Annotated in this window: 14 protein-coding genes; 6 read left to right on the top strand and 8 right to left on the bottom strand. The window is 73.1% G+C overall.

All coding sequences use genetic code 11. The features are described 5' to 3' along the window. Nucleotides 1-18 precede the first annotated feature (18 nt). Both CP977_RS23955 and CP977_RS23960 read right to left on the bottom strand, forming a co-directional pair. Nucleotides 19-714 (bottom strand): response regulator, encoded by a 696-nt coding sequence (locus tag CP977_RS23955; protein ID WP_152370784.1) that lies wholly within the window; start codon nucleotides 712-714, stop codon nucleotides 19-21. Then, nucleotides 711-2,645 carry a sensor histidine kinase gene (locus tag CP977_RS23960; protein WP_229991380.1) on the bottom strand — a complete coding sequence of 645 codons (1,935 nt, stop codon included), beginning with the start codon at nucleotides 2,643-2,645 and terminating at the stop codon, nucleotides 711-713. The genes CP977_RS23955 and CP977_RS23960 overlap by 4 nt, the downstream gene beginning before the upstream one ends. A 209-nt stretch (nucleotides 2,646-2,854) precedes the next feature. On the opposite strand from CP977_RS23960, the gene CP977_RS23965 reads away from it, so the two are divergent. After that, on the top strand, nucleotides 2,855-4,210 hold the full coding sequence (locus CP977_RS23965; RefSeq protein ID WP_152370785.1) for a cation:dicarboxylate symporter family transporter: 1,356 nt from the start codon (nucleotides 2,855-2,857) through the stop codon (nucleotides 4,208-4,210). Between the two features lie 135 nt (nucleotides 4,211-4,345). On the opposite strand, the gene CP977_RS23970 is transcribed toward CP977_RS23965, so the two are convergent. Beyond that, entirely contained in the window at nucleotides 4,346-5,236 is an 891-nt protein-coding gene (locus CP977_RS23970) for an aldo/keto reductase (RefSeq protein ID WP_062756858.1), read from the bottom strand. A gap of 11 nt (nucleotides 5,237-5,247) precedes the next feature. Beyond that, nucleotides 5,248-6,162, bottom strand: a complete 915-nt coding sequence (locus CP977_RS23975) for an NAD-dependent epimerase/dehydratase family protein (protein WP_152370786.1) — start codon at nucleotides 6,160-6,162, stop codon at nucleotides 5,248-5,250. 67 nt (nucleotides 6,163-6,229) lie between these two features. Between CP977_RS23975 and CP977_RS23980 the strand changes: the two genes are divergently transcribed. The 5 genes from CP977_RS23980 to CP977_RS24000 all read left to right on the top strand — a co-directional run bounded on the left by CP977_RS23980 (nucleotide 6,230) and on the right by CP977_RS24000 (nucleotide 10,492). Continuing rightward, on the top strand, nucleotides 6,230-6,769 hold the full coding sequence (locus CP977_RS23980; RefSeq protein ID WP_152370787.1) for an Lrp/AsnC family transcriptional regulator: 540 nt from the start codon (nucleotides 6,230-6,232) through the stop codon (nucleotides 6,767-6,769). 47 nt (nucleotides 6,770-6,816) lie between these two features. After that, nucleotides 6,817-7,221 carry a MerR family transcriptional regulator gene (locus CP977_RS23985; protein WP_062752141.1) on the top strand — a complete coding sequence of 135 codons (405 nt, stop codon included), beginning with the start codon at nucleotides 6,817-6,819 and terminating at the stop codon, nucleotides 7,219-7,221. 5 nt (nucleotides 7,222-7,226) lie between these two features. Further along, entirely contained in the window at nucleotides 7,227-7,568 is a 342-nt protein-coding gene (locus CP977_RS23990) for a thioredoxin family protein (RefSeq protein ID WP_152370788.1), read from the top strand. Nucleotides 7,569-7,628: 60 nt separating this feature from the next. Further along, entirely contained in the window at nucleotides 7,629-8,114 is a 486-nt protein-coding gene (locus CP977_RS23995) for a GNAT family N-acetyltransferase (protein WP_229991379.1), read from the top strand. 125 nt (nucleotides 8,115-8,239) lie between these two features. Beyond that, nucleotides 8,240-10,492 carry a HelD family protein gene (locus CP977_RS24000; protein WP_152370790.1) on the top strand — a complete coding sequence of 751 codons (2,253 nt, stop codon included), beginning with the start codon at nucleotides 8,240-8,242 and terminating at the stop codon, nucleotides 10,490-10,492. A gap of 3 nt (nucleotides 10,493-10,495) precedes the next feature. On the opposite strand, the gene glgB is transcribed toward CP977_RS24000, so the two are convergent. The 4 genes from glgB to CP977_RS24020 all read right to left on the bottom strand — a co-directional run bounded on the left by glgB (nucleotide 10,496) and on the right by CP977_RS24020 (nucleotide 18,273). After that, a complete protein-coding gene (glgB, locus tag CP977_RS24005; RefSeq protein WP_183953273.1) occupies nucleotides 10,496-12,757 on the bottom strand; it encodes a 1,4-alpha-glucan branching enzyme in 2,262 nt (753 codons plus the stop codon). Nucleotides 12,758-13,013: 256 nt separating this feature from the next. Further along, complete coding sequence (locus tag CP977_RS24010; RefSeq protein ID WP_062752138.1) at nucleotides 13,014-14,363, bottom strand: maltokinase N-terminal cap-like domain-containing protein; 1,350 nt, start codon at nucleotides 14,361-14,363, stop codon at nucleotides 13,014-13,016. Between the two features lie 233 nt (nucleotides 14,364-14,596). Then, complete coding sequence (gene treS, locus CP977_RS24015; protein WP_062752137.1) at nucleotides 14,597-16,291, bottom strand: maltose alpha-D-glucosyltransferase; 1,695 nt, start codon at nucleotides 16,289-16,291, stop codon at nucleotides 14,597-14,599. Beyond that, nucleotides 16,288-18,273: an alpha-1,4-glucan--maltose-1-phosphate maltosyltransferase gene (locus tag CP977_RS24020; protein WP_062752136.1), complete on the bottom strand. Its 1,986-nt coding sequence runs from the start codon at nucleotides 18,271-18,273 to the stop codon at nucleotides 16,288-16,290. Before CP977_RS24020 ends, treS begins: the two co-directional genes overlap by 4 nt. Between the last annotated feature and the right edge of the window lie 388 nt (nucleotides 18,274-18,661).

Genomic DNA, 18,661 nt, shown 5'->3' on the forward strand with positions numbered 1-18,661 from the left:
TAACAGCGTCGTCCCTGCTCAGCGAGCGCGCGCGGGCCCGCCCAGCCAGCGGTACTGGAGCTCGGGTCGTCCGATCTGCCCGTACTGCGGCGCCCGCACGGCCCGGCCCTCGGTGACGAGGTGCTCCAGGTAGCGGCGCGCGGTGATCCGGGAGATCCCGACCTCCGTCCCCGCCTCGGCGGCGGTGAGCCCCTCCGGGGCGGCCCGGAGGGCACGGGTGACCGCCTCCAGGGTGGGGGCGCTCAGCCCCTTGGGGAGCGCGGCGGGGTGCGGGGCCCGAAGGACGGCGAGCGCCCGGTCCACCTCGTCCTGCCCGGAGGCCTCCCCGGCGGCCGCCCGGAACTCGGCGTACCGGACGAGCCGGTCCCTGAGGGTCGCGAAGGCGAAGGGCTTGAGCACGTACTGGACGACCCCGAGGGAGACGCCCTCGCGCACGACCGCCAGGTCCCGGGCGGAGGTCACCGCGATGACGTCGGCGGTGTGCCCGGCGGCGCGCAGCGCGCGCAGCAGCTGGAGGCCGTGGCCGTCGGGCAGGTACAGGTCCAGCAGGATCAGGTCGACCGGCGTCCGGTCGAGCACCCGCACGGCGGCGGCCCGCGAGTGCGCGACCCCGACGACGGCGAACCCCTCGACCCGCCCGGCGTAGAGCGCGTGCGCGTCGGCGGCCACGGGGTCGTCCTCGACGACGAGCACCCGGAGGGGGACGCCGCTCATGACCCCGCCTCCGCCCCGGGGGCGCCGGCGACGCGGTCGGCCTCGCCCGCACGCGGGAGCCCGCCCGGGCCGGGGGAGCCACCCGGCCCGGGGGAGTCGTCCGGGCCGGGAGTGCCACCCGTACGCGGGGCGCCGTCCGGTCCGGGAACGCGGCCCGCGCCGATGGCTCCGCCCGTACGGGAAGACCCGCCCGCGCCCGGAGTCCCCTCCGGGACCGGAGCGCCGCCCGCCCCCGAAGTACCGCCCGCGCCCGAAGCGCTCCCCTCCCGTGGCGCGGGCACCGCTCCCCGTACCGCATCCGTGCGCGCGCCCGCCCCGGCCCCCGTACCCGCCCCCGATTCCCTCCGCAACGGCAGCCGCACCGTGAACTCCGCCCCGCCCTCCTCCCCGTCCGTCAGGGTCAGCGTGCCCGTGGCGCGGGAGACCGTCTGGCGGACCAGGGCCAGGCCCAGGCCGCGGCCCGGGCCGCGGGTGGACCAGCCGCGGCCGAGGACCGCGTCCCGGTCGGCCGGGCGGACGCCGGGGCCGTTGTCCGAGACCCGGAGCAGCAGCTCGCCGTCGCCCGCGCGGGCCGCGACCGTGACCGTCACGCGCGCGTGCGGGGTCCCGCCCGCCGCCTCCACCGCGTTGTCGATCAGGTTGCCGAGGATCGTCACCAGGTCCCGGGCGGACAGCGTCGCCGGCACCCGCCCGTCGTCGATGCGGCTGTCCTCGGTGAGGACCAGTTCCACGCCCCGCTCGTTGGCCTGCGCCGCCTTGCCGAGCAGCAGCGCGGCGAGGACGGGCTCGCCGACCGCGTCCACGACCCGGTCGGTGAGCGCCTGCGCCAGCTCCAGTTCCGCCGTCGCGAACTCCACCGCCTCCGCCACCCGGCCCAGCTCGATCAGCGAGACGACCGTGTGCAGCCGGTTCGCCGCCTCGTGCGCCTGCGAGCGCAGCGCCTCCGTGAAGCCCCGCTCGGAGTCCAGCTCGCCCGACAGCGCCTGGAGCTCCGTGCGGTCCCGCAGCGTGACGACCGTCCCGCGCCGCTCCCCGCCCACCACCGGGCGGGTGTTCACGACGAGGACCCGGTCGTCCGTCAGGTGCGTCTCGTCCACGCGCGGCTCCGAGGAGAGCAGCGCGCCCGTCAGCGGCGCGGGCAGGCCGAGGTCCGCCGCCGGACGCCCCACGACCCCCTCGTCCAGGCCGAGCAGCTCCCGCGCCCCGTCGTTGATCAGGGCGATCCGCCGCCGCCCGTCGAGCATCACGAGCCCCTCCCGCACGGCGTGCAGCGCGGCCTCGTGGTAGTCGTGCATCCGGCTCAGCTCGGTCGCGTTCATGCCGTGGGTGTGGCGGCGCAGCCGCGCGTTCACGACGTACGTCCCCGCCCCGCCGAGCGCGAGCGCCGCGCCCGCCATGCCGAGCAGGGCGGTCACCTGCTCCCGTACCTGCGCGCTGATCCGCTCGATCGTGATGCCCGCGCTGACCAGCGCGACGACCCGCCCGTCGGCGTCGAGGACGGGCGCGATCGTCCGCACGGAGGGGCCGAGGACCCCCAGGTGCGTCTCGGAGTGGACCTGCCCCCGCCGGGCCTGCTCGATGTGGCCGAGGTACGTGCGCCCGATCTGGTCCGGCTCCGGGTGCGTCCAGCGGGTGCCGTCCGGGGCCATGATCACCACGAAGGCGACGTCCGCGTGGCGGCGCAGCGCCTCCGCGTACGGCTGGAGCGCCGCCGACGGGTCGGCCGAGCGCGCGGCGGCGGCCACGGACGGCGAGTCGGCGACGGCCGCGGCGGTGGCCGTGGACTGGCGCCGCGCGGTCTCCTCGGCCTGCGCCCGGTCCGTGAGGTACGCGAAGACCGCGCACCCCGCCACGACGACGGCCACGAGCACGACCTGCATCGCGAAGAGCTGGCTGGCCAGGCTGCGGGGGCGGGGGAGGCGGAAGCGCATGCGGGTAAGTGTGCACGCCCGGGGCCGCGCGGCGGCGTCCCGGCCCGCCCCCCGTCGTTTCGGCCGTGAACGAAACGTACGCAACCGTGACCCGGGTCACAGGCTGGTGGATAGTCGCGGAGGCCCACCGGGACGCGGACGCCCGGGGGACAACCGCCCACCGGGACGCGGACGCCCGGGGGCACCCATTCAGCACGAGGAGGACCCCCGTGGCCGCACGCCGGGACCGTACCCACTATCTGTATCTGGCCGTCATCGGCGCCGTACTGCTCGGCATCGCGGTGGGCTTCCTGGCGCCGGGCTTCGCCGTCGAGCTCAAGCCGCTCGGCACCGGCTTCGTCAACCTGATCAAGATGATGATCTCCCCGATCATCTTCTGCACGATCGTGCTCGGCGTCGGCTCGGTCCGGAAGGCCGCGAAGGTCGGCGCCGTCGGCGGCCTCGCCCTCGGCTACTTCCTGCTCATGTCGACGGTGGCGCTCGCGATCGGCCTGCTCGTCGGCAACCTCCTGGAGCCCGGCTCCGGCCTCCACCTCACCAAGGAGCTGGCCGAGGCCGGCGCCAAGCAGGCGGAGGGCGCGAGCGAGTCCACGCCGGACTTCCTCCTCGGGATCATCCCCACCACCCTCGTCTCCGCCTTCACCGAGGGCGAGGTCCTCCAGACCCTCCTGGTCGCCCTCCTCGCGGGCTTCGCGCTCCAGGCGATGGGCGCGGCCGGGGAGCCGGTCCTGCGCGGCATCGGGCACATCCAGCGGCTGGTCTTCCGCATCCTCGCCATGATCATGTGGGTGGCCCCCGTCGGCGCGTTCGGCGCCATCGCGGCCGTCGTCGGGGCGACCGGCGTGGACGCCCTGAAGTCCCTCGCCGTCATCATGATCGGCTTCTACCTGACCTGCGGACTCTTCGTCTTCGTCGTGCTCGGCGCGCTCCTGCGCCTGGTCGCCGGGATCAACATCTGGACCCTCCTGAAGTACCTGGGCCGCGAGTTCCTGCTGATCCTGTCCACGTCCTCCTCCGAGTCGGCGCTGCCGCGCCTGATCGCGAAGATGGAGCACCTGGGCGTCTCCAAGCCGGTCGTCGGCATCACCGTGCCGACCGGCTACTCCTTCAACCTCGACGGCACCGCGATCTACCTCACGATGGCCTCGCTCTTCGTCGCCGAGGCGATGGGCGACCCGCTGTCGGTCGGCGAGCAGGTCTCCCTCCTCGTCTTCATGATCATCGCATCGAAGGGCGCGGCGGGCGTCACCGGCGCGGGCCTCGCCACCCTGGCGGGCGGCCTCCAGTCGCACCGACCCGAACTGGTCGACGGGGTGGGCCTGATCGTCGGCATCGACCGCTTCATGAGCGAGGCGCGCGCCCTCACCAACTTCGCGGGCAACGCCGTCGCCACCGTCCTCGTCGGCACCTGGACCAAGGAGATCGACAAGGCGCGGGTGATCGAGGTCCTCGCCGGCCGCATCCCCTTCGACGAGAAGACCCTGGTCGACGACCACGCACCGACGACCCCGGTCCCGGACCAGCGGGCGGACGAGGAGGGCGAGAAGACCCCCGCGAAGGTCTGACGGGCTCCGGCCCCCTCGCGAAGGACCTCCGGGTCCCGGGCCTTGAGCCGGATCCGGGCCCCGGGTACGGGAGGTCCCCGGTCGCCACGCGCGGCCGGGGACCTCCCGTTCATCCCCGTACTCCCGTAGCCCCGTTCACCCCCGTGCTCCCGCCCCCGCCGACTCCTCCAGCTCCTCCAGCTCCTCCTCCGTCAGGACGAGCCCGGCCGCGGCCGCCGAGTCCCGGGCCGTCTCCGGGCGGCTCGCCCCCGGGATCGGCAGGACGGTCTCCGAGAGCGAGAGCAGCCAGGCGAGCGCCACCCGCTGCGGGCTGGTCCCGCGCGCCCGGGCCACCCGGTGGAACGCCCCGAACTCCGGGTCCTCCTCCAGGGCGGACGCCCCGTCCAGGGAGCTGCGGGAGATCCCGCCCAGCGGACTCCACGGCAGGAAGGCGAGGCCGAGGTCCGCGCAGAGCCGCAGCTCGGCCCCACTGCCCCGGACGGCGGGCGAGTACCGGTTCTGTACGGAGACGAGGCGGTCGCCCAGGACCTCCCGGGCCAGCAGGATCTGCCCGGCGTCCACGTTCGAGACCCCGGCGAGCCGGACCGTGCCCGCGTCCAGCAACTCCCGCACCGCGCCGAGCGATTCGGCGTACGGGACGTCCGGGTCCGGCTTGTGCAGCTGGTACAGGCCGATCGCGCCGCCCCCGAGCCGCCGGGCCGAGGCCTCCGCCGCCCGCCGCAGGTGCGCGGGCCGGCCGTCCACGGTCCAGCCGCCGTCGGCCGTCCGCCCCCGCCCGCCCTTCGTCGCCACGAGCACCCCGTCCGTACGGCCCCCGTACGAGGCCAGGGCCCGGGCCACGAGCCGTTCGCCCTCGCCGGGCTCGCCGCCCGGCGGGTGGTACGAGTCGGCGGTGTCGAGCAGGGTCACGCCCGCGTCCAGGGCCGCGTGGACGGTGGCGACGGCCCGCGCCCCGTCGGGCCGCCCCTCGATGGAGAGCGGCATCGTGCCGAGGCCGACGGCCCCGACCCGTACGTCCCCCAGCATCCGGAACGCCGTCACCGCGCCGCTCCGACCGCCTCGGAGACGGCCCGAGCGAGCCACTCCGAGGAATGCGTGAAGGAGTAACCGAGCTCCGTGGCGCGGGAGTTGTCCATCCCGTACGAACGGACGAAGGAGAACGGCGAGACCTCCCCGACCTCGCTCTCCCCGACCCCCACCTCCTGGAACACCGTCCGGCCACCCACCTGCCGCTCGATCTCCGCGCAGAGGTCGGCGGTGCGGAGGGGGCCGTGGGAGTGCGCGTTCACGGGGCCGGTGAAGTCCGCCTCCACAGCCCAGGCGAGGAACGCGGCGATCTCCTCCACGTACACGTAGGTCGCCGGCCGGTTCACCGCCGGCACCGCGATCGGCTCGCCGGCCCGGACGCGCCGCACGTAGTGGTCGAGCCGGCCGGTGAAGTCGTCGTCGCCGCCGAGGACGTGCGCCACCCGCACGGAGGCCCACGCGAACGGCGACCCGGCCGCGAAGACCGCCTCGGCCTGCCGCTTGCCCTCCCCGTAGTGGGCGTCCCGGAACGCCGGGTCGTCCCAGGGCGCGCCCGTGTCGACGGCGACCGACGCCAGGTCGAGGGCGGTCTCCGGGAGCGGTACGGGCGAGTCCTCGTGCTCGTACACCTCCACCGTCGAGGTCATCACGTAGCGCCGGGCGCGCCCCGCGAAGACCCGCCGGGCGGTCTCCGCCTGGCGCGGGGTGTAGCAGACCTGGTCGAGGACGACGTCGAAGGAGCGGCCCGCGAGCACGGATTCGAGGGCGGCCTCGTCGTCGCGGTCGGCCACGAGGTGCTCGATCCCGGCGTCGGGCACGGGGGAGGTGCCCCGGTTGAGCACCGTGATCCGATGCCCGGATTCCCGCAGAAGGGCGATGACCCGCTTGCCGAAATAGCGGCTCCCGCCGATGACCAGAACGTCCATGAATGCCAACTCCCTTTCCTTCGGGGACAAGTGTTACGTTGAGCGCTCGCCGTCTGAAGGGGGAAACATGGGCGTCTCGGTCATCGCGCCGAAGGAACCACGGCGTTCGCGCCCCGCCGCCGACGAAACCTCGGCGGCCCCTTATGCGGCTTTCGATCCGATCGACCGGCAGATCCTGGACCTCCTCCAGACCGACGGCCGGATCAAGCTCAGCGAGCTCGGCCGCCGCGTCCGGCTCAGCCCGGCGGCCGTCACCGAACGGGTCCGCCGCCTGGAGGAGAGCGGCGCGGTCACCGGCTACGGGGCCAGGGTCTCCCCGGCCCGCCTCGGCTACGGCCTCCAGGCCTTCATCCGCGTGAACCCGCACGGCGGCCACACCCTCAAGCACCCCCGCACCCTCGAACTGACCGCCCGCCCCGAGGTCCTGGAGGTCCACCACGTGGTGGGCCAGGACTGCTGGATCCTCAAGGTCGCCGTCACCGACACCGTCCACCTCGAAGAGATCCTGGAACAGACCTCGGCCCTCGGCCGCACGACGACCTCGATCGTCCTCTCGACCCCGGTCGAGGGAAAACCCCTGCTGCCACCGGACCGGAAGCGCCCCTGACGCCGGCCCTTGCCCTGACGCCGACGTCAAGGCCTACCGTCGGGGGCATGCGCATCGGAGAGCTGGCCGAGCGGGCCGGGACCACCACGCGGACCCTGCGGTACTACGAGTCGCGCGGTCTCCTGACCGCCCGGCGCACGGACCGGGGGCACCGCACGTACGACGAGGACGACCTGCGGCTCCTTGGGCAGATCAGGACCCTTCAGGACTTCGGGTTCGAGCTGGAGGAGACGCGGCCGTTCCTGGAGTGCCTGCGCGCGGGGCACCCGGCGGGGGACGCGTGCCCCGCGTCGATCGCCGTCTACCGGCGCAAGCTCGCCGAGCTGGACGGGCTGATCGAAGAGCTCCGGACGGTACGCGCCCAGGTGGGCGCCCAGCTCCTCCGGGCCGAGGCGGAACTGCCGCACGGCCCGGAGCCCCGGTGCGAACTGGCAGCGGAGACGGAGGAGTGACGGACATGACGACGAACACGCCGGGCGTGACCGAGGTGACGGACGCGGACTTCGCCACGGAGGTACTGGGTTCCGGACCGCCGGTCCTGGTGAAGTTCACCGCCGAGTGGTGCGGGCCGTGCCGGCAGCTCAAGCCGGTGCTCGGCGCGCTCGCCGAGGAGGAGGCCGGGCGCCTCCGGATCGTGGAGATCGACGTGGACCGCAACCCGGGGACCACGGTGCGGTACGGGGTCCTCGCCACCCCGACCCTCATGGTCTTCCGGGACGGCGAACCCGTGAAGTCCCTGGTCGGCGCCCGCCCGAAGCGCCGCCTCCGGGAGGAGCTGGAGGACGTGCTCGGTCCCTGAGCCGCCGGGGGCCTCCGGCGGTCTGTGCCACACTCGGGCCGCATGAACCATGATCACGACATGGCCGGTCCGACAGACCTGACCGGCCTGACCGTCGGCGACCGCGACCCCGAGCTGGCGAGGCTCCTGGACCAGGGGCTCGACGCGTACAACTTCGCGGCCACCGGGACCAGCCTCAAGGACCAGAGCGAGTTCTCGGTGAAGGCCGTCGATCCGGCGACCGGCGAGGTCGTCGGCGGGATCACCGCCTGGACCTGGGCCGGACTGCTCGGCATCGACATGCTCTGGGTCCACGAGGAGCACCGTCGCGACGGCTGGGGCGGCAGGCTCCTGCGCGCCGCCGAGGAGGAGGCCCGCCGCCGCGGCTGCGACCGGGCCACGGTCTCCTCCTTCACCTTCCAGGCCCCGGACTTCTACCGCCGGCACGGCTACGTGGAGACCGGCCGCACCCTCGGCATCCCGGGTGGCGCCGAGGACGTCCACTTCCACAAGAGCCTGACCGGGAACCCGGCGGGGGAAGAGCGGGAAAACCCCCACCGGAATTGACGGCGGGGGTGTCGCGGAGCGTATATTGGTGGATTCCGTGTCTGCGCAACAAAAAGGCGCACCTAAGTGCGCCTGCAAGTCACGGAGAAGCTCAATAAACGTACTGTATCGCGCCGGGAGTCGAATTGTCAACCGAGGAATTTCGGAATGAACAACAATTCATCACCGATCTCTACACCCGACTCGACGACCTGAGGGACCAGGCCGAGGCCGCCGTCGACCGCGCCCTGCGCACCCCCGGCACCGGCAGCAACCAGGGCCGGCTCGAACGGGACGTGCTGGTCGCCGAGCAGTCCGGGCTGCTCGCCGCGCTCAACGCGGGGGAGAGCGGCCTCTGCTTCGGCCGGCTCGTCTTCCGCGACGGCCGCGACCACCACATCGGCCGGCTCGGCATCCGCGAGGACGACCCGAACCGCACCCCCCTCGTCGTCGACTGGCGCGCCGAGGTCGCCCGCCCCTTCTACCTCGCCACCGGGTACGAGCCGATGGGCCTCTCCCGCCGCCGCCACATCAGCACCACCGGCCGCACGGTCACCGCCCTCCACGACGAGGTCCTGGACCTCGCCGACGCCACCCGCACCGGCCACGAGAGCCGGGACGCCGACGAGGTGCTGCTCGCCTCGCTCGACGCCGCCCGCACCGGCCGCATGCACGACATCGTGCAGACCATCCAGGCCGAGCAGGACGCCATCATCCGCTCCCCGCACCGCGGCGTCCTCGTCGTGGAGGGCGGCCCCGGCACCGGCAAGACCGCCGTCGCCCTGCACCGCGCCGCGTACCTCCTCTACGCCCACCGCGAGCAGCTCGCCCGCCGGGCCGTCCTCATCGTCGGCCCCAACCCCGCCTTCCTCGGCTACATCGGCAACGTGCTGCCCTCCCTCGGCGAGACCGGCGTCCTCCTCGCCACCCCCGCCGAACTCTTCCCCGGCGTCCGCGCCACCGGCACCGACACCCCGCGCGCCGCCGCCGTCAAGGGCTCCGCCGCCATGGCCGACGCCCTCGCCGCCGCCGTACGCGACCGCCAGCGGGTCCCCGAGCGCGGCGAACCCCTCGTCGTCCCGCACGACGACGGCGACCTGGTCATCGACTGGGACATGGCCCTGGAGGCCCGCCACAAGGCCCGCGAGACCGCCCTCCCGCACAACCTCGCCCGCCCCTACTTCGTCTTCCGCGTCCTCGACGCCCTCGCCGAACAGCTCGCCGACCGCATCGGCGCCGACCCCTACGGCGGCCCGAACTTCCTCGGCCCCGACGACATCGCCCTGCTCGCCAAGGGCATCGCCGCCAACCCCGAGGTGTACGCGGCCCTCGACACCCTCTGGCCCGCCCTCACCCCGCAGGACTTCCTCGCGGACTACCTCACCGAGCCCACCCACCTGCCCGACGCCGACGCCGCCGCGATCCGCCGCGAGGGCGGCGCGTGGACCCCCGCCGACGTGCCCCTCCTCGACGAGGCCGCCGAACTGCTCGGCCAGGACGACTCGGCCGCCCTCGCCGCCGAGGAGGCCGAGCGGCAGAAGCGCATCCAGTACGCGCAAGGGGTCCTCGACGTCTCCTACGCCTCCCGCACCTACGAGTTCGAGGACAAGGAGGAGCAGGACAAGGACGCCTCCGAGGTCCTCTCCGCCCACGACATCATCGACGCCGAGCGGTTCGCGGAGCGCCACGAGGAGGCCGACCACCGCACCGCCGCCGAACGGGCCGCCGCCGACCGCACCTGGGCCTTCGGGCACATCATCGTGGACGAGGCCCAGGAACTCTCCGCGATGGCCTGGCGGCTCCTCATGCGCCGCAGCCCCACCCGCTCCATGACCCTGGTCGGGGACCCCGCCCAGACCGGCGACCCGGCCGGCGTCGGCGCCTGGCGGGACATCCTCGGCCCGTACGTGGAGGACCGCTGGGACCTCGTCCGGCTCGGCGTCAACTACCGCACCCCCGCCGAGATCATGGCCGTCGCCGCCGACGTGCGGCGCGAGACCGACCCCGGCTTCGAACCGCCCGGCTCGGTCCGCTCCACCGGGGTCGAGCCCTGGGACCGCACGGCCGAGGACCCGGTGAAGGAGGCCGCCGACGCGGTCGCCGCCGAGCGGCGCCCCGACGGGCGGCTCGCCGTGATCGCCCCGCCGGAGCTGCACCCGGCCCTGGTCGCCGCCCTCCCGGACGCCGACCACGGCCCGGCCCCCGACCTCACCCGGCCGGTGGTCCTCCTCGACCCCCGGCAGGCCAAGGGCCTGGAGTTCGACACGGTCCTCGTCGTGGACCCGGACGGCATCCGGGCCGGCGCCCCGCACGGCGTGAACGACCTGTACGTGGCGCTGACCCGGGCCACCCAGCGCCTCGGCGTGATCAGGCCGGCCGGGTCCTCAGCGGCCTCGTGACCTTCAAGCCGGCCTGAGCCACACCGTCGCCAGCGGCGGCAGCGTCATCCGCACGCTCGACTCCCGCCCGTGCCACGGCACCGACTCGGTCTTCACCGGGTCGGTGCCGACCACGTCCGAGCCCCCGTACCGGGCCGCGTCCGTGTTCAGCACCTCCGTCCAGGCCGCGAAGGTGTCCGGTACCCCGAGCCGGTAGTCGTGCCGCACCACCGGCGAGAAGTTCGACACGGCGAGCAGCGGCGAGCCGAAGCCGTCGAAGCGCAGGAACGCGAAGACGTTGTCGTCGGCCGCGTCCCCGACCACCCACTCGAACCCCTCCGGCGAGGTGTCCCGCTCCCACAGCGACGGCGTCGCCGTGTAGACCGTGTTCAGGTCGCGCACCAGGTCCTGGACGCCCCGGTGGTCGGCCTCCGCCCCGTACTCCGGGTCGAGCAGCCACCAGTCCGGCCCGTGGTCCGCCGACCACTCCCCGCCCTGTGCGAACTCCTGCCCCATGTAGAGGAGTTGCTTGCCCGGATGGGCCCACATGAAGCCCAGGTACGCGCGGTGGTCGGCCCGCTGCTGCCACCAGTCGCCCGGCATCTTCGACACCAGCGACCGCTTGCCGTGCACCACCTCGTCGTGCGAGATCGGCAGGATGTAGTTCTCGCTGTACGCGTACACCATCGAGAACGTCATCTCGTTGTGGTGGTACTTCCGGTGCACCGGCTCCTTCTGCACGTACTCCAGGGAGTCGTGCATCCAGCCCATGTTCCACTTCATGCCGAAGCCGAGCCCGCCGAAGCCGCCCGGACCCACCTGGTCCGTCGCCCGCGTCACCCCGTCCCAGGCCGTGGACTCCTCCGCGAAGGTCACGATCCCCGGGCAGCGCCGGTACACGGTCGCGTTCATCTCCTGGAGGAACGCCACCGCGTCCGGGTTCTCCCGGCCGCCGAACTCGTTCGGCACCCACTCGCCGTGCTCGCGCGAGTAGTCCAGGTAGAGCATCGAGGCGACCGCGTCCACCCGCAGGCCGTCGATGTGGAACTCCTGGCACCAGTACACGGCGTTCGCCACCAGGAAGTTCCGCACCTCCTTGCGCCCGTAGTCGAACTCCAGGGTCCCCCAGTCCGGGTGGTGCGACCGGCGCGGGTCCTCGTGCTCGTACAGCGGCCGCCCGTCGAACTCCGCGAGCGCCCAGTCGTCCTTCGGGAAGTGCGCCGGGACCCAGTCCATCAGGACCCCGATCCCCGCCCGGTGCAGCGCGTCCACCAGGTACTTGAAGTCGTCCGGGGTGCCCATCCGGGCCGTCGGCGCGTAGAACCCGGTCACCTGGTAGCCCCACGAGCCGCCGAAGGGGTGCTCGGCGACCGGCATGAACTCCACGTGCGTGAACCCGAGGTCGCGCACGTACGCGGGCAGCTGCTCGGCCAGCTCGCGATAGGTCAGCCCCGGCCGCCAGGACGCCAGGTGCACCTCGTACACCGACAGCGGCGCCTCGTGCGCCGGGCGCGCGCCCCGCCGCTCCATCCACTCCGCGTCGTTCCACACGTGGTGCGACTCGGTGACGATCGACGCCGTGTTCGGCGGGCACTCGGTCCGCCGGGCCATCGGGTCCGCCCGCAGCGTGTGCGAGCCGTCGGGCCGGGTGATGTCGTACTTGTAGACCGTGCCCTCGCCGAGGCCGGGCACGAACAGCTCCCACACGCCCGTCGAACCGAGCGAGCGCATCGGCAGGCCCGCGCCCCAGCACGTGAACTCGCCGGTCAGCCGCACCCCGCGCGCGTTCGGCGCCCAGACCGCGAACCGGGTGCCGGTCACGCCCTCGTGCGTCATGATCCGGGAGCCGAGCGCCGTCCACAGCTCCTCGTGCCGGCCCTCCCCGATCAGGTGCAGGTCCAGCTCGCCGAGCGAGGGCAGGAAGCGGTACGGGTCCTGGAGCTCCAGCTCGGGCCCTTCGTCGTACCGCACCCGCAGCTCGTACGCCGGCACCTTCCGCAGCAGCGGCAGCAGCCCGGAGAAGAGCCCGTCCCCGTCGTCGTGGAGCACGATCCGGCGGCCCTTGGTGAGGACGGCGACCTCGCGGGCGAACGGGCGCAGCACCCGCACCACCACCCCGCCGCGCACCGGGTGCGCGCCGAGCACCCCGTGCGGGTCGTGGTGCTCCCCGGCGAGCAGCCGGGCCCGGTCGCCCGGGTCGAGCGGTGGCGCCTTCCGTACGGCGGTCCGGTCCGGCGCGGGCGTCTTCTTGGCAGGGGACGTCTTGCCTGCGGATCGGGCGGTCACGGGGCGGCCTCCTGGAGGGCGGAAGAAGGGGATACGGAGGATGAACGGCCCGCCGCCCGCCCGGGAAACTCCGCCGAACGGGGCGCGTGGCGATCACCGCGGGCGGGGGCGGGCACGGGGGAGCGGGACACTGCTCCGAACGGGGACGCGCCCGTACGGGAGACAGCGCCCGTGATCGGGGACGTTCCCGTACGGGAAGGGGTGCCCGCGGGCACGGGCGTACTCGTACGGGCGGAGGCGGTCGTGGGCGAGGGCATCACCCGACCGCCGCCAGGCGTTCGATCGCCGCCATCGGGACCGGCAGCCAGTCCGGCCGGTGACGGGCCTCGTACACGACCTCGTACACCGCCTTGTCGGTCTCGTAGGCACGCAGGAGCGCCGGGTCCGAGCGCGGGTCGGCGCCCGCCGCCTCCGCGTAGCCGCCGCAGAAGGCGTCGCGGCAGCGGGCCGCCCAGTCGGCGTTCCACGGGCGGTGGGTGCGGGCCGCGTAGTCGAAGGAGCGGAGCATCCCCGCGACGTCCCGGACCGTGGGCTGCGGGCTGCGCCGCTCGTCCAGCGGCTTCGCGGGCTCGCCCTCGAAGTCGATGACCGCCCACGCCCCGTCGGAGCCCCGCAGGGTCTGCCCGAGGTGCAGGTCGCCGTGGATGCGCTGGAGCGCCCCCGCCTCGGCCGCCCCGCCCGCCGCCGCGAAGACGGCCCGGAGCCCCGGCACGTGCGGCAGCAGCGCGGGCACGGCCTGCGCCGCCGCGTGCAGCCGCCGGTCCATCGCGTCGGCGAGCAGCTCGGCCTCGGCCTTCCCGAGCCGCCGCGTCGGCAGCGCCCCGGCGAGCGCCAGGTGCACCTCGGCCGTGGCGCGGCCGAGCGCCCGCGCCTCGGTGGTGAACTCCCGCCCGTCGGCCAGCGCGTCGAGCGCGAGCCGCCAGCCGTCCCGGGAGTCCCGCAGATAGGGCTGGAGGACGCCGAGGGTCGCGGCCCCCGACTCGAACCAGGCGACCGGCGCGGGCACCCGGGCGCAGCCGGCCCGGCTGAGCGCGAGCGGCAGCTCCAGGTCGGGGTTGGCGCCGGGGCTGACCCGCCGGAAGATCTTCAGGATGTACGCGTCGCCGTAGACGAGCGAGGAGTTGGACTGCTCGGCGTCGAGCACGCGGGGCGCGAGCGCGGCCGGCAGGGCGGCGGTGGCGTGGAAGCGCAGCGGGCCGGTCCGGCCCGGGGTGCGCAGCCGCTCGTAGAGGAGCCCCGCGAGCCGCGGGTCCCGCAGCCCTTCGTAGACGGCCCGTCCGGCGAGCGGCCCCTGCCGGATCCGCCCGATCAGGGCGGGGGCGAGGCGGGGCGGGAGCTGGGTCCGTACGCCCAGGAGCAGTTGGTAGCAGTCGGAGGGCGAACCGGCCGGGCGGCCCGGCTGTTCGACCCGTACGAGCAGATGGAGGAGGCCGGGCCCCGGGCCGTCCAGCGGCAGCAGCTCGGTGGCCGCGTCCAGGGTGAATCCGGTGACCCGGCGGCCCTTGCCCGCGAACCAGCGCTGCCGTGGCAGCCATTCGTGGAGCAGGGGGGCGAGGGACGGAAGGAGGGCGTCCGGGGCCCGGGTGGTGGATGCGGTCTCCGGCATGGCATCGCGTCCTTTCCCCGGGGCGCGCAGTTGGCTTTCGTATACGTTCAAATGCGCAGAGTGTCCCGGATGGCGGCTTGGACTGTCCGGATGTGCGGGACGTGTCGGAAAGGGAAGATCCGTACGGGCCCGGGAAGAAGGCCCGTATGGACCTGAATCGTGTGTGGGTCACAGTGCCCAGGGTGGGGCGGGTGAAACCGCCCCACCGCGGACGTGGCCGAACCGGCTCGCGGTCAGGCCTTCTTGAGGCGGAACCAGTAGAACCCGTGTCCCGCGAGGGTCAGCAGGTACGGGAGTTGACCGATGGCCGGGAACTTCACGCCGCCGATCAGCTCCGTCGGGTGCAGGCCGGCGAAGCGGCGCAGGTCCAGCTCGGTCGGCTGCGCGAACCGCGAGAAGTTGTTCACGCACAGCACCAGGTCGTCGCCGTCCTCGCGCAGGAACGCGAGCACGGCCGGATTCGACGCCGGGAGCTCCGTGTACGTCCCCGTCCCGAAGGCCCGGTTCTGCTTGCGGATCTCGATCATCCGCTTCGTCCAGTGCAGCAGCGACGACGGCGAGGCCATGCCCGCCTCGACGTTGGTCACCTGGTAGCCGTGGACCGGGTCCATGATGGCCGGAAGGTACAGCCGGCCCGGGTCGCAGGAGGAGAACCCGGCGTTCCGGTCGGGCGTCCACTGCATCGGGGTCCGCACCCCGTCCCGGTCGCCCAGCCAGATGTTGTCGCCCATGCCGATCTCGTCGCCGTAGTACAGCACCGGCGAACCGGGCAGCGAGAAGAGCAGCGCGGTGAACAGCTCCATCTGGTTGCGGTCGTTGTCCAGGAGCGGGGCGAGCCGGCGCCGGATGCCGATGTTGGCCCGCATCCGCGGGTCCTTGGCGTACTCGGAGTACATGTAGTCGCGCTCTTCGTCCGTGACCATCTCGAGCGTCAGCTCGTCGTGGTTGCGCAGGAAGATGCCCCACTGGCAGCCGGACGGGATCTCCGGGGTCTTCGCCAGGATCTCGGAGACCGGGTAGCGGGACTCGCGCCGCACCGCCATGAAGATCCGCGGCATGACCGGGAAGTGGAACGCCATGTGGCACTCGTCGCCGCCCGACCGGAAGTCGCCGAAGTAGTCGACGACGTCCTCCGGCCACTGGTTCGCCTCGGCGAGCAGCACCGTGTCCGGGTAGTGCTCGTCGATCTCCTTGCGGACCCGCTTCAGGAAGGCGTGGGTGGCCGGGAGGTTCTCGCAGTTGGTGCCCTCCTCCTGGTACAGGTACGGCACCGCGTCCAGCCGGAAGCCGTCGATCCCCAGGTCCAGCCAGAACTTCAGCGCGGACAGGATCTCCTTCTGCACCGCCGGGTTCTCGTAGTTGAGGTCCGGCTGGTGCGAGAAGAACCGGTGCCAGTAGTACTGCTTGCGCACCGGGTCGAAGGTCCAGTTGGAGGTCTCCGTGTCGACGAAGATGATCCGGGCGTCCGGGTACTGCTTGTCGTCGTCGGCCCAGACGTAGTAGTCGCCGTACGGCCCGTCCGGATCGCGCCGCGACTCCTGGAACCACATGTGCTGGTCGCTGGTGTGGTTCATGACGAAGTCGATGATCACGCGCATGCCGCGCTGGTGGGCCGCGTCCACGAACTCCACGAAGTCGGCCAGGTCGCCGAACTCCGGGAGCACCGAGGTGTAGTCGGCCACGTCGTAGCCGCCGTCCCGCAGCGGGGACTTGAAGAACGGCGGCAGCCAGAGGCAGTCCACGCCCAGCCACTGGAGGTAGTCCAGCTTGGACGTGATGCCCTTCAGGTCGCCGACGCCGTCGCCGTTGCTGTCCTGGAAGGAGCGGACGAGGACCTCGTAGAAGACGGCCCGCTTGAACCAGTCGGGGTCACGGTCCTTGGCGGGGGTGTCCTCGAACTTGTCGGGGACGGGCTCGTTGACAGTCATGAGGTGGGTGACCCTCCGGTCTGCGGGGACGGTCGCAGGGCCAGCACGTGCGCGGGCGTGACGCCCGGTTCCAGGCGCACGTAGTTGGACCTGCCCCAGTGATAGGTCTCGCCGGTGAGCTCGTCGCGCACCGGCGCGGTCTCGTGCCAGTCGAGGCCGAGTTCCGGCATGTTCAACGAGACCGTCGCCTCCTGGGTGTGGTGCGGGTCGAGGTTGACGACCACCAGAACGGTGTTCGAACCGGAGCGCTTGCTGTACGCGATCACCTGCGGGTTGTCCGCCTCGTGGAAGGTCAGGTTCCGCAGCCGGCGCAGGGCCGGGTGGCGGCGCCTGATCCGGTTCAGGTTCGTGATCAGCGGGGTGATCGTGCGCCCCGCGCGCTCCGCCGACTCCCAGTCACGGGGCCGCAGTTCGTACTTCTCCGAGTCCAGGTACTCCTCGCCGCCCTCCCGCAGCGGGGTGTTCTCGCACAGCTCGTACCCGGCGTACATGCCCCAGGACGGCGAGAGCGTCGCCGCGAGCACCGCCCGCACCTCGAACGCGGGCCGACCGCCCTCCTGGAGGTAGCCGGGCAGGATGTCCGGGGTGTTCACCCAGAAGTTCGGCCGCATCTGCGCGGCCGTCTCCCGGGACAGCTCCGTCAGGTACTCCGTCAGCTCCTCCTTGGTGTTGCGCCAGGTGAAGTACGTGTACGACTGCTGGAAGCCGATCGCGCCCAGGGTCCGCATCATCGCGGGCCGGGTGAACGCCTCCGCCAGGAAGACCACGTCCGGATCGGCCCCGTTGACCTCACGGATCACCCGCTCCCAGAACACCACCGGCTTGGTGTGCGGGTTGTCGACGCGGAAGATCCGGATCCCGTGGTCCATCCAGTGCCGCAGCACCCGCACGGTCTCCTCGACGATCCCGTCCATGTCCTTGTCGAACGCGATCGGGTAGATGTCCTGGTACTTCTTCGGCGGGTTCTCCGCGTACGCGATCGAGCCGTCCGGCCGCTGGTGGAACCAGTCCGGGTGCTTCTCCACCCACGGGTGGTCCGGCGAGCACTGGAGCGCGAAGTCGAGCGCGATCTCCAGACGCAGCTCCCTGGCCCGCGCCACGAAGGCGTCGAAGTCCTCGAAGGTGCCCAGGTCCGGGTGGAGCGCGTCGTGCCCGCCCTCCGGCGAACCGATCGCCCACGGCACGCCCACGTCGCCCGGCGACGCCGACAGGGAGTTGTTCGGTCCCTTGCGGTGCGTCTCGCCGATCGGGTGCACCGGCGGCAGGTACACCACGTCGAAGCCCATCGCCGCCACCGCCGGCAGCCGCTCGGCGGCCGTCCGGAAGTTCCCCGGGACCGTGCGCCCGTCGACCGTCCGCGCGCCCTCCGAACGCGGGAAGAACTCGTACCACGAGCCGTACAGGGCCCGCTCCCGCTCCACCTGGAGGGGGAACTTCGGCGAGGAGGTGACCAGTTCGCGCAGCGGATGGCGTTCCAGGACCTCCACCACCCGGGGGGCGAGCGCCGCCGCGAGCCGCACGGCGGCGGGGCGGGACGGGTCGCGCAGCGTGTCCGCCACCGCCAGCACGGCCTCCCGGCCGCCGCCCTTCTTCGGGACGCCCTTCGCCGCCCGCTCGTGCAGCTCGGCCCCCTCGGCGAGGACCAGCTCGGAGTCGATCCCGGCCGGGATCTTGATCTTCGCCGTGTGCCGCCAGGTGGCGATCGGGTCGCTCCAGGCCTCGACGGCGTACGTCCACGAGCCCTCGGCGTCCGGGGTGACCTCGGCACCCCACCGGTCGGTGCCCGGGGCCAGTTCGCGCATCGGGATCCAGGGGCCGGGACGGCCCGACGGGCCGCGCAGCACGACATTGGCGGCGACCGCGTCGTGACCCTCGCGGAAGACGGTCGCCGTCACCTCGAAGGTCTCTCCGGCCACCGCCTTCGCGGGGCGCCGGCCGCAGTCGACCAGTGGGCGGACGTCCAGTACGGGAATGCGTCCCATGAGCGGATTCACAGCATCACCTGACGGGTTACGGGGGTGCGGGTGGTGGTGCGCTCTTTCTAGCTCCGCCGACGGCCGGCGGGTCGGGGGCGTGCCCTCTCCCGCCCGCGTTCACCCGGAAGGCCGAACCGAGGGGGCGAAAGGGGGTCGGGAACGGGCGCGTGCCGGGCGTTACCGGAGGAGCCTTCCCATGGTGCACCCCCGGGCAATCCGGCGCTTTGTTAACTACCGGGTCGTAGCAAAACGGGCAAGGGCGGAAGTCGGACACGAAGTCGTCACCGTCCCCGTGGCATCGGGAGGTTGCTCCCGCACGGCCCGTCACAGGGGTTTCCCCGCCCGTCGGTTCCCGTTGCTCCGATCCGGTCGGGGCTACCATCGGAACGGCACG

Origin of the sequence: Streptomyces cinereoruber (genome assembly GCF_009299385.1) — a bacterium.
In the GTDB taxonomy this organism is placed as follows: domain Bacteria; phylum Actinomycetota; class Actinomycetes; order Streptomycetales; family Streptomycetaceae; genus Streptomyces; species Streptomyces bikiniensis.

What these genes read in the sequence shown, in the direction of transcription:
- CP977_RS23955 (WP_152370784.1), bottom strand. Translation starts at nt 714, where the DNA reads ATGAGCGGCGTCCCCCTCCGGGTGCTCGTCGTCGAGGACGACCCCGTG.
- CP977_RS23960 (WP_229991380.1), bottom strand. Translation starts at nt 2,645, where the DNA reads ATGCGCTTCCGCCTCCCCCGCCCCCGCAGCCTGGCCAGCCAGCTCTTC.
- CP977_RS23970 (WP_062756858.1), bottom strand. Translation starts at nt 5,236, where the DNA reads ATGCTGGGGGACGTACGGGTCGGGGCCGTCGGCCTCGGCACGATGCCG.
- CP977_RS23975 (WP_152370786.1), bottom strand. Translation starts at nt 6,162, where the DNA reads ATGGACGTTCTGGTCATCGGCGGGAGCCGCTATTTCGGCAAGCGGGTC.
- CP977_RS23980 (WP_152370787.1), top strand. Translation starts at nt 6,230, where the DNA reads ATGGGCGTCTCGGTCATCGCGCCGAAGGAACCACGGCGTTCGCGCCCC.
- CP977_RS23985 (WP_062752141.1), top strand. Translation starts at nt 6,817, where the DNA reads ATGCGCATCGGAGAGCTGGCCGAGCGGGCCGGGACCACCACGCGGACC.
- CP977_RS23990 (WP_152370788.1), top strand. Translation starts at nt 7,227, where the DNA reads ATGACGACGAACACGCCGGGCGTGACCGAGGTGACGGACGCGGACTTC.
- CP977_RS23995 (WP_229991379.1), top strand. Translation starts at nt 7,629, where the DNA reads ATGGCCGGTCCGACAGACCTGACCGGCCTGACCGTCGGCGACCGCGAC.
- CP977_RS24010 (WP_062752138.1), bottom strand. Translation starts at nt 14,363, where the DNA reads ATGCCGGAGACCGCATCCACCACCCGGGCCCCGGACGCCCTCCTTCCG.
- treS (WP_062752137.1), bottom strand. Translation starts at nt 16,291, where the DNA reads ATGACTGTCAACGAGCCCGTCCCCGACAAGTTCGAGGACACCCCCGCC.
- CP977_RS24020 (WP_062752136.1), bottom strand. Translation starts at nt 18,273, where the DNA reads ATGGGACGCATTCCCGTACTGGACGTCCGCCCACTGGTCGACTGCGGC.